The organism is Gordonibacter urolithinfaciens (assembly GCF_900199375.1).
Classification (GTDB): Bacteria; Actinomycetota; Coriobacteriia; order Coriobacteriales; family Eggerthellaceae; genus Gordonibacter; species Gordonibacter urolithinfaciens.
In genome coordinates this window covers 1,270,839-1,284,167 of sequence record NZ_LT900217.1, presented here as the reverse complement: position 1 = coordinate 1,284,167, position 13,329 = coordinate 1,270,839, and the positions used below count along the sequence as shown (strand labels likewise).

Genomic DNA, 13,329 nt, shown 5'->3' with positions numbered 1-13,329 from the left:
CGGCCTGCCGGCCGCCGGAACGACTCGACGCTGCGAAGCCCCCTGGCACCCGATCTTGCCGCGATCCCGGAGGTTCGCGTACCGAAGTACGCTTCACCTCCGCGATCCCGCCAATCTCGGGCACCAGGGGGCTTCTCGCTGACTTACTACGCCAACCTGCGCGGCCGTTATGCGCCCTCCGGGCGCATGGGCGGGTCGCTTCGCTCCCGCCCGGTCAACTTGGGGGTGGATGCCGTCGCTTGCGTGCCGCTCTGTTCCTTTGGTGAAACCCCCAGCGTGGATGCCGGGGGGAGGGCGGCCTGCGGTACCATGACCCCCATGGAAACCATCAAGCGACATGACACGGGTGCTGCCGTCGAGGACGTGCAGCAGCGCCTGGCCACCATCGGCCTGCTCGACCAGGCCGCCGTCGACGGCTCGTTCGGCGAGCAGACCGCCGCCGCCGTGCGGGCGTTCTGCATCCAGGCGGGCCTGCCCGCGGGCGAGGACGTGACCGGCAAGGTGTGGTCGACGCTCGTGGACGCCTCGTACTTCCTGGGCGACCGAACGCTGTACCTGCGCATGCCCCACTTCCACGGCCACGACGTGGAGGAGCTGCAGCAGGCGCTCGGCGCGCTCGGGTTCGCTTGCGGGGCGAACGACGGCATCTTCGGCGCGTACACGGAGCTCGCGCTGCGCAAGTTCCAGCTGAACCTGGGCTTGCCGTCCGACGGCATCGCCGGCGCGTACACGTACGCGGCCATACGCAACCTCCACCATTCCTGGGAGGGCAAGGAAGCCGTGCACGAGGCCGTGCACCTGGGCTTCGCGCGCGCGGCCGACGTGCTGGAGGGCAACGCTCTGTGCCTGTTCGGCACGCACGAGTTCACGCGCAGCGTGGCGTCGCGCATGTCGAACCTCGCGCTGGCCACCAGCCCCGCGTCCAGGATCGTGAGCGCCGACTCGCTGCTGGTGAGGCCCGACCAGGAGATGCTGCTCGTGCACATCGTGCTGGCCGAGGAGGCCACGGCCGAGGCCGTGCCGCGCGTGAGCTTCGACGACGAGGCCACGCTGCCCCTGCGCTTGGAGACGGCCATCGGCGTGGCCGACGCCGCCGCCCCGTCGCGCATCGCCGTGGAGCTGCCCGGCACCATGTGGGAGGACGCCGGCGAGGGCCGTTCCGCCCAGCACTTCGCCATCACCCTGCTCGACGCCCTCTGCTCCGCGCTCTCGTAGGTTCCGTCGGCCTGCCGGCCGCCGGAACTCCTCGACCGGCTCGGCAGTGCTTTCGCGCGCTCCTACACCAGATGGAGTAGCCAACGTGTCAGTTCGATGACGGATTTGCCGGTCGAAGTGGGGGTGCGCTAGGGGCCTTTTATACTTGCTGGCAAGCAACTTCGATGAAAGCAGGTTCATTATGGCCGACGATACGAACAACACCGAGCAGGGCATCCCCACGCCTCCCTCGTGCGACGCCCCGGATGCCCCGTCCCAACCCGTTCCTCCCGCGCAGCCGCAGCAGCCGCCGATGGGCCAGCAGATGCCGCCGCAGCAGCCCTACCAGGCTCCGCAGCCCGGGTATCAGCCACAGCCGCAGCCGATGTACATGCCGGCGCCGCTCATGCAGCTTACCGGTGGCATGAAGTTCGGCTGGTTCGTGGTGGGCGCCCTCATGGGCATCCCGGGCATCGTCATCTCGTGGCTCGTGAACGTGGACAAGCTGCCGCAGGTAAAGAGCGAGGCCCTGAAGTGGACCATCATCGGCTTCGTGGTGTGGATCGTGCTGGGCATCCTCATCAGCTTGGCGATCGGCGGCATGATCACGGCGCTGGTTGCGGGGGCCATGGGCTCGGCCGGTTCCTACGGCTACGACTACGGCTACCACGGCTCCTGGTAAGCCGGCCTGAAAGGGCGTCGTTCCGGCGAAACATGGAAAATCGCTTCACAACGAAGGGCCCTTCGGGGCTCTTCTCTTTTGCACGCTAAAGCGAGTGCTACAATGGTGGGCGTTTTCCACCTGCCCGCCCCGCGCGGGCTCGCACGGCCCACCGCAAACCAAGGAGCAACCCATGCCACGTCCCATGACCATGGCGGAGAAGATCCTCGCCGCCCATGCGGGGCTCGACGAAGTGGAGCCGGGTCAGCTGATCGAATGCGATCTCGACCTCGTGCTGTCCAACGACGTTACCGCCCCCATCGCCGTCAAAGAATTCCGCAAGATTGGCGTTGAGAAGGTGTTCGATCCCACGAAGATCGCGCTCGTGCCCGACCATTACGTCCCCAACAAGGACATCAAGAGCGCCGAGCAGGCCAAGATCGTGCGCGACTTCGCGCGCGAGCAGGGCATCACCCACTACTACGAGGTGGGCTGCATGGGCGTCGAGCATGCGCTGCTTCCCGAGCAGGGCGTCGTCGGCGCGGGCGACCTCATCATCGGCGCCGACAGCCACACCTGCACGTACGGCGCGCTGGGTGCGTTCGCCACGGGCGTGGGCTCCACCGACGCCGGCGTGGGCTACGCCACCGGCAAGGCGTGGTTCAAGGTGCCCGAGTCGCTGCTGTTCAAGATCGAGGGCGAGCTGGCCCCCGGCGTCACCGGCAAGGACGTCATCCTGCACATCATCGGCATGATCGGCGTGGACGGCGCGCTCTACCAGGCCATGGAGTTCACCGGCAGCGCCATTCGGAACATGGGCATGGACGAGCGCATGAGCATCTCGAACATGGCCATCGAAGCGGGCGGCAAGGCCGGTCTCATCGAGGTCGACGACGTGACGCGCGCCTATATGGACGGCCGCACCGAGCGCCCCTACACCGAGTACCACTCCGACGCCGACGCCACATACGCGAAGGTGTATGAGATCGACGCCGCCTCCATCGTGCCCACCGTGTCGTTCCCGCACCTGCCGTCGAACACGCGCCCGGCCGCCGAGGCGCGCGACGTACGTATCGACCAGGCCGTCATCGGCAGCTGCACGAACGGCCGCATCGTCGACATGCGCCAGGCCGCCGATGTGCTGCGCGGGCGCACCGTCCATCCCGACGTGCGCTGCATCGTGATCCCCGCCACGCAGGCCGTGTACCGCCAGTGCATGGAGGAAGGCCTCATGGACGTGTTCCTCGACGCGAACTGCGCCGTGTCCACGCCCACGTGCGGCCCCTGCTTGGGCGGCTACATGGGCATCCTCGCCGCCGGCGAGCGTGCCATCGCCACGACGAACCGCAACTTCGTCGGCCGCATGGGCGATCCCACGAGCGAGGTCTACCTGTCCTCGCCGGCCATCGCTGCGGCGAGCGCGGTGCTCGGCCACATCGGCCTGCCGGAAGATTTGGACTAGGAGGGACTGCGACCATGCAATTCAAAGGAACCGCGCACCGCTATGGGCGCGACATCGACACCGACGTCATCATCCCTGCTCGCTATCTGACCACGTCCGATCCGGCCGAGCTCGCGAAGCACTGCCTCGAGGACCTCGACACGTCGTTCATCGAGCGCGTGCAACCCGGCGACATCATCGTGGCCGACGAGAACTTCGGCTGCGGCTCGTCGCGCGAGCACGCGCCCATCGCCATCAAGGCGGCCGGCGTCGACGTGGTCATCGCCAAGAGCTTCGCGCGCATCTTCTACCGCAACTCCATCAACACGGGCCTCGCCATCATGGAGTGCCCCGAAGCGGTGGACGCCATCAGCCAGGGCGACGTGGTGAACGTGGACGCCGACGCGGGCGTCATCGTGAACGAGACGACGGGCCAGACCTTCGAGGCCCAGCCGTTCCCCCCGTTCATCCGCGAGATCATCGAAGCCGGCGGCCTGATCAACCGCACGAAGGCGAAGCTGGGGAAGTAGATTCGCATGCAATGCCCGTTCGCTTTGCTTTGCGTAAGGAGAATGGCGGATATTTGAGCAGAAATCACCAGATTGTTGCACATTTTTGCATCTGACGGTGTTTCTTCTCAGCCACTCGCCAAAGATGAGAGCATTTTCGCAGGTCGCTACAAGCTGATTGTGCGAGATGCTCTCGAAGCTGCAACAAACTGGTGATTTTTGTGCAATCGCGGCCCCTTTGCCATGCCCTAAGGGGTCACCGAGGTGCTTTTGCTGAAAACCTATATCCGAAAGAAGATGTCATGACCAAGAACTACCAAATTTGCCTGCTTCCCGGCGACGGCATCGGCCCCGAGATCATCGCCGAGGGCGTCAAGGTGCTCGACGCGGTGGGCGCGAAGTACGATACGGCGTTCGCCTACACCGAGGCGCTGCTGGGCGGGTGCGCCATCGATGCGACAGGCACCGCGCTGCCGGACGAGACGCTGCGCGCGGCCGAAGCCTCCGACGCCGTGCTGCTGGCGGCTGTCGGCGGCCCGAAGTGGGACACCACGGATCCGGCGAAGCCGCGTCCTGAGCAGGGTCTGCTGGGCATCCGCAAGGCGCTGGGCCTGTACACGAACCTGCGCCCCGTGCAGATCTTCGCCGCGCTGGCCGATGCATCCACGCTCAAGCCCGAGATCGTGGACGGCGTGGACATGATGATCGTGCGCGAGCTGACCGGCGGGTTGTACTTCGGCCGCCGCGAGCGCTTCTACGACGAGGAGTGCTGCGGAACGGACGGCACCGCCGGCCAGCGCGCCTACGACACGCTCGAGTACCGCGAGTACGAGGTGGAGCGCATCGCGCGCCAAGCCTTCGAGGCCGCGCGCAAACGCCGCAACAAGGTGACGAGCGTCGACAAGGCGAACGTGCTGGAGACGAGCCGCATGTGGCGCGAGATCGTGCACCGCATCGGCGCGGAGGAGTACCCCGACGTGGAGTTGGAGGACCTGCTCGTGGACAACACGGCCATGCAGCTCATCAACCGCCCGGCCGACTTCGACGTGGTGGTGACCGAGAACATGTTCGGCGACATCCTCTCCGACGAAGCCGCGCAGATCACCGGCTCGCTCGGCATGCTGGCCAGCGCCAGCCTCGGCGACGGCACCGCGCTCTACGAGCCCAGCCACGGCAGCGCGCCCGACATCGCGGGGAAGGGCATCGCGAACCCGCTCGCGCAGATTTTGTCCGTCGAGATGATGCTGCGCTACAGCTTCGACATGGGCGAGGCCGCCGACGACATCCGCCGCGCGGTGACCGCCGTGCTCGACGAGGGCTGGCGCACCGGCGACATCAAGGGACCCGACACACCGGCCGACAAGATGGTCGGCACCGTCGCCATGGGCGACCTCGTGGTGGAGCGCCTGTAGACGGAACGCGGCCCGGCAGATCGGCAGGTTTGGCGGTGCAGCAGGCATGGACAGGGCGGGGCCCGATCTGGCGGCAGATCGGGCCCCGTTTTTCGTTATGCCAGGGTCGGATGTTTCACGTAAAACATCCGTTCGTGTGCTAGCCGTTGGGCTACGCCTTAGGAGCGCGAGCCAGGTCGGCCTTCGTCACGTCATCGGGCAGTCCCGCCTTCGGCATGTCGAGCGTGCCCTCCTTTTCGCGACGATGCAGGTCGCGCAGCATGAAGGCCGCCACGACGACGAAGGCGCTGCCGCCGATGATGCCGACGGGCAGGGGGCCGACGAAGGGGTTGCCGCCCGTCACCGAGAACAACAGCGCCGCGCTCACGAAGCCGTTGATTGCTCCGTGGCCGATGGCCGCCGCCAGGCAGCTGCCCGTGCGCACGGTGACGTACGTGAGGAAGATGCCGACGACGATGCAGAACAGGCACATGGCCGCTATGCCGCCGATGGGCCAGGTGGGATAGCCGGTGCCGTAGTTATGCCCGATGATGGTGAGCGGTGCGTGCCAGAGCCCCCAGATGACGCCCGTGACCAGCAGCGTGGGGACGATGCGCAGATGCGTGGACACCTTCGGCACGAGGTAGCCGCGCCATCCCCATTCCTCGCCGAACGTCGTGAAGATGTTGAGCACGGGCGCCAGGAAGATGGCGAATGGCAGCTGAGCGAGCAGCATCATGGTGACGGTGTCGGCAGGCAGCTCGGCGCCGGTCGCCGCTGCCTGTTGCTGCGTCGAGGCGACGAAGGCGCCCATGGAGGGGTCGAAATCCTGCGGGAACACGAGGAAGTACACGGCTGCGCCGATGACGGACAAAATGGCCGGCCCGAACCAGGCGACGGCGAACCATGGTAGCGACTTCTTGAACCCGCGCGGTTTGACGACGCTGTTCTTGAACCCCTCCCGTGTGACGAGGCGCGTTACGAGCACACCGATGGCGGGGAAGAACATGGCCGCCCCGGTGACGAACTGCGCCGCGACTGGCGGGATGCCGGTGAGCGCCCCCGACGACGCCGGGTACACCACCCCGAACTCGTACGCCCACGTCAAGGCGAAGGTGACCGCCAGAAAAATCGCTATGCGCCTCATGGTCGTGCTCCTCTTCTCTCTTCATCGCCGGGTGCTTCACGCGAAATATCAGTTCGGGCAAACGGATTTCGCGTGAAGCACCCGGCGTGCGAGCGCCTGCTTCCGTGCAATCGATCGCAAATACGTCCCTTGCATCTTTGTTCCATCTGTTATAGCATAAATATAACAAGCAGGCAAGGGAAGGAAAATCGGCATGGCATCTCCGGTATTGTCAGTCAACCATGTGGTGAAGAAGTTCGGTGCGAAGCGCGCGGTGGACGACGTGACCCTCGACGTCATGCCGGGGGACATCTTCGGCTTCGTCGGTCACAACGGCGCAGGCAAAACCACGCTCATCCGCGCCATCGTGGGCGTCACGGGCTTCGACGAGGGCGACATCCGCATTGCCGGGCAATCGGTGCGCACCGACGCGCTCGCTTGCAAGCGCGTCACGGCCTATGTGCCCGACAACCCCGACATCTACGAGTTCCTCACGGGCATCCAGTACCTGAACTATATCTCGGACATCTTCCAGGTGCCCGCCGACGTGCGCGAGGCCCGCATTCGGCAGTGTGCCGATCGCCTGGGCCTCACCTCCGCATTGGGCGACCTTGTGTCCTCGTACTCGCACGGCATGCGCCAGAAGCTCGTGCTCATCGGCGCACTCGTGCACGAGCCGACGCTGCTTGTGCTGGACGAACCGTTCGTCGGCCTCGATCCCGAGGCGTCCTTCCAGGTGAAGGAGATGCTCCGCGAGCTGGCCGACGGAGGCGCGGCCGTGTTCTTCTCGAGCCACGTGCTGGAAGTGGTGGAGAAGCTCTGCGACAAGGTGGCCATCATCAAGCAGGGGCAGTTGCGGGCGTGCGGTCGCACGGCCGAGGTCGTGGGCGATGAGAGCCTGGAAGACGTGTTCCTCGACATGGTCGACCGCAGTGAGGCCGCTTCGGCCGCCGGCGCGCGGTAGGGGGGCGGTAAGCATGCGCTCGTTCATCCTTCTGCTGAAAATCCAGCTGTTGGGGCTTTTCGGCATCAACAAGACGCTGCACGCCGACCCGGCTAAGGCGAGGCGCACCTTGGCGCTCGCTGCGTTGGCCGTGGCGGCCATCGTGCTATTCGCCGCGGCGTACTCGTCGGGCGTCGCGCAGACGCTCGTGCAGATGGGGCTGCCCGAGGCCATCCCGCTTGTCGCGGTGCTCGTGGGCGCCGTTGCCGGCGCGGTGGCGGCGTTCCTCAAGACGAACGGCGTGCTGTTCAGCTTCAAGGACTACGATCTGGTGATGTCGCTGCCGGTGCCCACCTCGTCGGTGGTGCTCTCGCGCATCGTGTCGCTGTACGCCATGAGCTTGGCGTTCGGTCTGCTTGCGATGGTTCCGGCGTTCGCCGTGTACGCGGCGAACGCAAGCGTGACCGCGGCGGGCGTCGCGTGCATGGCGCTTTCGGTGGTGCTGGCGCCACTGCTTCCGCTGGCCGCGGCCATCGTGCTGGCGGTGCTCATCGCAGCGGTGTCGGCGCACTTCAAGCATGCGAACGTCGTGGTGATCGTGCTTACTCTGGCGGCCACGCTCATCGCGGTGTTCGGATCACTGGCGTTCTCGTCGCAGGCCGACGACATGGCGGCCATGACGGCGCTTGGCACCGAGCTCGTGGCCCAGCTTGCTGCCGCATTTCCTCCGGCGGCATGGGCGACGGCCGGCATCGTGGAGGGCGATCTCGAGCAGTTCCTGGCGTTCGCCGCCGTGAACCTCGTGGCGGCGTGCGCGGTGCTCGCGCTCGTCGTACGCCTGTTCGTGCCGGTAAACTCGATGCTCATGTCGTCGCGCCCTCGCGGGACGTTCTCTTTCGACGGCAAGGGTGCTGCGGCGGCGAAGGCGGGCTCCCCGCTGCGGGCCCTCATGGCGAAGGAGGTGCGCCTTCTCGTGGCCACGCCCATCTACTTCATGAACGCCTGCATCGGCTATGTGCTCGTGCTGGTGGCGGCCATCGCCGTGGCGGCGGGGACGCTCACGGGCGCGCTTTCGCTCGACCTGCTGCCGCCCGAGCTGGCCCCTGTCATCGGGCTCGTGCTCCCGTGGGGCCTGGCGTTCTTCTGCAGCATCTCGTCCACCACGGCCGCGTCGGTGTCGCTTGAGGGCTCTTCGCGCTGGCTCATGCTGACGGCGCCCGTGCCGCCGTCGACCGTGCTGTGGTCGAAAGCGGCGGTGAACCTGGCGATCGGCCTGCCGTTTTTGCTGGTGTCGGCCGTGCTCGTGGCGGTTTCGCTGCCGCTCGACGCGCTGTCCGTCGCCGCGCTGTTCGCGGTGCCGTCGGCATCGTGCCTGCTGGCCACGAGCTTGGGCCTGGCCATGGATGCCCGTCGGCCGCGCTACGACTGGACCACCGTGTACGAGCCGGTGAAGCGCGGCATGCCGGTGTTCGTGGTTGTCTTCGCCGGCATGGGCCTCGTGGCGGTGGGCATGGCGGCGGCGTTGTTCCTGGGCCAGGCGGGATCGCTGCTGGCGGCGTGCGCGGTGGCTGCGGTGTCGGCCGCGCTCTACCGCAGCACGGCGAAACGCGGGCTTTCCGCGTGAATCGGCGCAGGAGGCGGAAGCATCATCGAAGAGAGGGCGAAAGGCGGTATCATGGGAGCAAGGGAAAACGGGACGCGCAATCGGGGCACGGTGCTCGAAGGACGCAGCGGGCTCGTGGCGGCAATCGCGCTGGGAATCGCGGCAGTCGCGTTGGCCGTAGCCCAGTGGGTGCTGCTGCCTGAACAGGTGGCGACGCACTTCGGCATCACGGGAGACGTGAACGGTTGGTCGCCGAAGTGGTTCCCCGTCCTGCTTTCGGCGGGCCTGGGGCTGTTCGGCTCGGTGTGGCTGGGCGTTTCGCGCGAGAAGCTGGGACTGCTGTTGGCCGGCATCGGCGTGCTTATCGGGGTCATCGACCTTGCGGTGAACGGGATGCTGATGTAGCGAAGGAGGGAGCCGTATGATCATCCGCATAGACCAGAAGGCGGAGGAGCCGCTGTACCTGCAGATTCGCAGCCAGATCATCGCGGCCATCGCGCGCGGCGAGCTGGTTCCCGGCGCCGCGCTGCCATCCGTGCGGTCGCTCGCCAGCGACTTGGGAATCAACCTGCACACGGTGAACAAGGCTTACGCCGTGCTGCGCGACGAGGGCTACGTGCTCATGCGCGGCCGCAGCGGCGCCTACATCGCCGACCCCTGCGAGGACGATCGGGCCGACCGCGCGCAGATCGAGCTGGCGAAGATGGAGGACAGCCTGTTCGAGCTCGCGCTCGCACACCGGGCGCGCGGCGGCACGCGCGGCGAGTTCCTGGAATGCGCGAGCGCCCAGGCTGCCCGCGCCTATGCCGCCCTCGAGCGCGCCGATGCCGACCCCGTGCCATCCACCCAGGCTGCGCGGGCGGCCGGAGCCGGCAGGCTCCCCATCGAGGCCGGCTTCGCCCCTGCTTGCGGAAAGGACGCGTGACGCGGCAATGGAGGGAAACGCAACCGAGTTCGCTGCGACGATGCTCGCCTTCACCGTCGCGCTCGTGCCCTTGACGGGCATCATGACCATCGTAACGCCGTTCCTCATGAGGCGCGGCGAGGTGTTCGCCGTCACCGTGCCCGACACGGCGGCGCACGACCCCTACCTGCGTCGGCTCAAGCGGTGCTACGCCCTGATCATGTCCGCTCTTACCGCCGTGCTCACCGCGGTAGGCGCTTTCGGGGCGTTCACGGGCGATGCCGGTTTGGCGTTGGCCGTGCTGTGCGTGGGCATGCTGCTGCTGTGCGTCGGAAGCTATGGCCTCATGCTGTATTTCCGGGCGAAGGTGCAGTCCTACAAGAAGGAGCAGGGCTGGCAGGCCAGCGCACGTGAGTCGGTGGCCGTGGTGGGCGACGCGCCCGTGCCGCGCGCGGTCTCGCTCAAGTGGAATTTGCTGTACCTGCCCGTCATTGCCGTGACGCTGGCCATCGGCGCCGTCGGGTACGCGCAGATGCCCGACTTGATCCCGCAGCACATGAACTTTCAGGGCGAGGTGACGGAGTACATGGAGAAAACCCCGTTCACCATACTGGTTCCTGCGCTCATCGTGGCGTTCGTGGCGGCCTGCATGGCGTTTGCGCACTGGACCATCCTGCGCTCGAAGAGGCCGTCGAACCCGTCCGCACCTGCCACCTCGGCGCTGGCCTACGGCATGTTCGCGCGCGCCCAGAGCATCTTGCTGGTGGCAGGCGGCCTGGCTCTCAGCCTGCTGGGCCCCGTCATGGAGCTTTCGTTCATTGGCGTGATAGGGTTGGGGCAGGCAGGCGTGTTCGTGGTGGCCTTGGCGCTGGTGATAGTGGTGGGCTCCATCGTTATCAGCCTGGTTTACGGCCAGGGGGGCTCTCGCGTGTTCTCGCGCATGGCCGCTTCCGAAAGGCTGCTGGCCGACGACGACGAACACTGGAAGCTGGGCGTGTTCTACTACAATCCCGACGACGCCAGCCTGTTTCTGCCCGAGCGCTTCGGCATCGGTTGGACCATGAACTGGGCCCGTCCTGCTGTCTGGGCTATCATGCTTGCCGGTCTCGTGCTCACGGTGGCTTTCGTGGTGGTCGTGATGATGCTGATGTAAGGAGGCGCGGAAGGTCGGTTGGAAGAGGAAGGTCCTTTCGGACGGGTTGAACCTCGCTCTTGAGGGCGGCAACGCGTCGAATGCGGGAACCAGGCGCCTTGGCTCGAAAAGCGCCGAAAGCCCTCATCGCCGACGACGGCGTTCCCCGCCTGGTATTCCTACAGGTTGTCTTCCAGATCCATCTGCATGAGGGCCACGTTCTCGCGCAAGCGCTTGTACGAGGCGCGGGGTAACGATCCGTCCTCGTACCTCGACTGGATGGCCTCGAGTTCGAGCCGCAGGCTCTCGCGCTTGATGTCCGCCGCTTTGTCCACGGAGGTGGCGATTGCGGTGATGGAAGGGTTCGCGGCACGTGCCGTCTGCACGAGGCGCTGATATAAATGTTCGGGCTCGTTTTTATTGTAACGTAACCGTTCGTTGACGCCGCCGGCGTACGTGCAGTTTTGCGAATGGGAACGCCGTACCCGCGCAGTTTCGCTATCATGGGAGCGAACGTGCGAATGCGAAGGATGGATACATGGAGTTTCTGCTGGGTTGCGAGAAGGTGCGGGTGGAATTCCCCACGAAGACGGTGTTCGACAGCGTGTCGCTGGGCGTGGAGGAGGACGACCGCATTGGCATTGTGGGCCGCAACGGCGACGGGAAGTCCACGCTGCTGAACTTGCTGGCCGGCACGCTGGAGCCCGACGACGGACGCGTGCTGAAGAACGGCACGGTGCACGTGGGCGTGCTGGGGCAGGCCGACGCGCTGTCCGACGACGACACCGTCGAGCGCGCCGTGGTGGGCGACCTGCCGGAGTACCAGTGGGCAGGCGACGCGCGCATTCGCGACATCATCGCGGGGCTGGCCTCCGACATTCCGTGGGACGCGCGCGTGGGCACGCTGTCCGGCGGGCAGCGCCGCCGGGTGGACCTTGCGCGGCTGCTCATCGGCGACTGGGATGTGCTGGCGCTCGACGAGCCCACGAACCACCTGGACGTGCGCGCCATCACGTGGCTGGCCGGACACCTGAAAACGCGTTGGCGCGCGGGGCAGGGTGCACTGCTGGTGGTGACTCACGACCGCTGGTTCCTCGACGAGGTGTGCACGCGCATGTGGGAGGTGCACGACCGCGTGGTCGACCCGTTCGAGGGCGGCTTCTCGGCCTACATCATGCAGCGCGTGGAGCGCGACCGTTTGGCGGCGCTGGCCGAGCAGAAGCGTCAGAACGACCTGCGCCGCGAGCTGGCCTGGCTCTCGCGCGGGGCGCGGGCGCGCGCGACAAAGCCGAAGTTCCACGTGGCCCTGGCCCAGGAGCTCATCGCCGATGTTCCGCCTCTGCGCAACGAGCTGGAGCTCAAGCGCATGGCCATGGCGCGCCTGGGCAAGCAGGTGGTGGACCTGGAGCACGTGACCGTGCGCTTCGACGGCGGGGACGGCTCCGGCCGTACCGTGCTGGACGACGTGGACTGGATCATCGGCCCCGGCGACCGCTACGGCATCGTCGGCGAGAACGGCGCGGGCAAAACAACGCTTCTGCGGGTGGTCCAAGGTTTGCAGAAGCCCAGCGCCGGCCTGGTGAAGATAGGTAAAACGGTGCGCTTCGCCGTGCTGTCGCAGCATTTGGACGACCTGGCGCGCTTCGGCGACGACCGCGTGCGGCAGGTGGTGGGTCGCTACAGCCGCCGCACCATGCTCGACGGCAAGGAGATGACGCCGGGCCAGCTGCTGGAGAAGCTGGGCTTCACGCGCGCCGACCTGAACGAGCCCGTGAGCGATCTGTCGGGCGGCCAGAAGCGCCGGCTGGCGCTCATGCTCATCCTGCTGGACGAGCCGAACGTGCTCATCCTCGACGAGCCGGGCAACGACCTGGACACCGACATGCTGGCCTCGGTGGAGGACCTGCTGGACGGCTGGCCGGGCACGCTGCTGCTGGTCACGCACGACCTCTACCTCATGGAACGCGTGACCGACCACCAGTTCGCCCTGCTGGACGGCAAGCTGCGCCACCTCCCCGGCGGCGTGGACGAGTACCTGCGGCTGACGGAGCGCGCGACCGGTGCCGCCCAGGGTGCCCAAAGCGGCCGCGCATCCGGTGCCCTTTCCTCTCGGGCGGCCGACCGCGCCGCAGGCCAAAGCCCCCATCGCGCCGCCGATCAGGGTGACTCCGAAGTCGAAGGCGCCTCCGGGCCCCGTCTCACCGGCGGCGTGATCCGCACGCTGCGCAAGCTCATGCAGTCGAACGAGCGCAAGATGGAGACGCTCAACGGCAAGATAGAGGACGTGCGCGCCCAGATGGCCGCCGCCGACCCGAGCGACTTCGCTGCCCTCGGCGATTTCCAAGCGCAGATCAACGACTTGCAATCCCAAGTGGACGCCCTTGAGGAAGAGTGGCTCGAAGCCGCCGAGAAGCTGGGCGAGTAG

13 protein-coding genes are annotated in these 13,329 nt (G+C 66.7%); 11 read left to right on the top strand and 2 right to left on the bottom strand.

The genetic code is table 11. The features are described from left to right. The first annotated feature begins 309 nt into the window (after positions 1 to 309). The 5 genes from BN3560_RS05650 (at position 310) to leuB (ending at position 5,217) form a co-directional block, all read left to right on the top strand. The gene (locus BN3560_RS05650) at positions 310 to 1,215 is read left to right on the top strand and encodes a peptidoglycan-binding domain-containing protein (RefSeq protein WP_096227334.1); all 906 of its coding nucleotides are present in this window, start codon (positions 310 to 312) and stop codon (positions 1,213 to 1,215) included. Positions 1,216 to 1,396: 181 nt separating this feature from the next. Continuing rightward, positions 1,397 to 1,876: a spore coat protein SP96 gene (locus BN3560_RS05645; protein WP_096227333.1), complete on the top strand. Its 480-nt coding sequence runs from the start codon at positions 1,397 to 1,399 to the stop codon at positions 1,874 to 1,876. A 172-nt stretch (positions 1,877 to 2,048) separates the two neighbouring features. Next, complete coding sequence (gene leuC / locus BN3560_RS05640) at positions 2,049 to 3,317, top strand: 3-isopropylmalate dehydratase large subunit (RefSeq protein WP_096227332.1); 1,269 nt, start codon at positions 2,049 to 2,051, stop codon at positions 3,315 to 3,317. A gap of 14 nt (positions 3,318 to 3,331) precedes the next feature. Further along, complete coding sequence (locus BN3560_RS05635) at positions 3,332 to 3,826, top strand: 3-isopropylmalate dehydratase small subunit (RefSeq protein WP_096227331.1); 495 nt, start codon at positions 3,332 to 3,334, stop codon at positions 3,824 to 3,826. A gap of 281 nt (positions 3,827 to 4,107) precedes the next feature. After that, positions 4,108 to 5,217, top strand: coding sequence for a 3-isopropylmalate dehydrogenase (leuB, locus tag BN3560_RS05630; RefSeq protein WP_096227330.1), 1,110 nt, complete (start codon positions 4,108 to 4,110; stop codon positions 5,215 to 5,217). 151 nt (positions 5,218 to 5,368) lie between these two features. Here the strand turns inward: leuB and BN3560_RS05625 are convergent, their stop codons facing one another. Then, a complete protein-coding gene (locus BN3560_RS05625; protein ID WP_096227329.1) occupies positions 5,369 to 6,343 on the bottom strand; it encodes a CPBP family intramembrane glutamic endopeptidase in 975 nt (324 codons plus the stop codon). A gap of 193 nt (positions 6,344 to 6,536) precedes the next feature. On the opposite strand from BN3560_RS05625, the gene BN3560_RS05620 reads away from it, so the two are divergent. The 5 genes from BN3560_RS05620 to BN3560_RS05600 are packed head-to-tail and all read left to right on the top strand — an operon-like array spanning position 6,537 to position 10,925. Next, the gene (locus BN3560_RS05620; protein WP_096227328.1) at positions 6,537 to 7,286 is read left to right on the top strand and encodes an ABC transporter ATP-binding protein; all 750 of its coding nucleotides are present in this window, start codon (positions 6,537 to 6,539) and stop codon (positions 7,284 to 7,286) included. Positions 7,287 to 7,299: 13 nt separating this feature from the next. After that, positions 7,300 to 8,889, top strand: a complete 1,590-nt coding sequence (locus BN3560_RS05615; protein WP_096227327.1) for a putative ABC transporter permease subunit — start codon at positions 7,300 to 7,302, stop codon at positions 8,887 to 8,889. A gap of 51 nt (positions 8,890 to 8,940) precedes the next feature. Next, complete coding sequence (locus BN3560_RS05610) at positions 8,941 to 9,273, top strand: DUF1648 domain-containing protein (RefSeq protein WP_096227326.1); 333 nt, start codon at positions 8,941 to 8,943, stop codon at positions 9,271 to 9,273. Positions 9,274 to 9,289: 16 nt separating this feature from the next. Further along, positions 9,290 to 9,793, top strand: coding sequence for a GntR family transcriptional regulator (locus BN3560_RS05605; protein WP_096227325.1), 504 nt, complete (start codon positions 9,290 to 9,292; stop codon positions 9,791 to 9,793). 7 nt (positions 9,794 to 9,800) lie between these two features. Beyond that, the gene (locus BN3560_RS05600) at positions 9,801 to 10,925 is read left to right on the top strand and encodes a DUF1648 domain-containing protein (protein ID WP_096227324.1); all 1,125 of its coding nucleotides are present in this window, start codon (positions 9,801 to 9,803) and stop codon (positions 10,923 to 10,925) included. A 158-nt stretch (positions 10,926 to 11,083) separates the two neighbouring features. Here the strand turns inward: BN3560_RS05600 and BN3560_RS05595 are convergent, their stop codons facing one another. Then, entirely contained in the window at positions 11,084 to 11,290 is a 207-nt protein-coding gene (locus BN3560_RS05595; RefSeq protein WP_096227323.1) for a hypothetical protein, read from the bottom strand. 152 nt (positions 11,291 to 11,442) lie between these two features. Here BN3560_RS05595 and BN3560_RS05590 point away from each other — a divergent pair, with 152 nt between their 5' ends. After that, positions 11,443 to 13,329 carry an ATP-binding cassette domain-containing protein gene (locus BN3560_RS05590; RefSeq protein WP_096227322.1) on the top strand — a complete coding sequence of 629 codons (1,887 nt, stop codon included), beginning with the start codon at positions 11,443 to 11,445 and terminating at the stop codon, positions 13,327 to 13,329.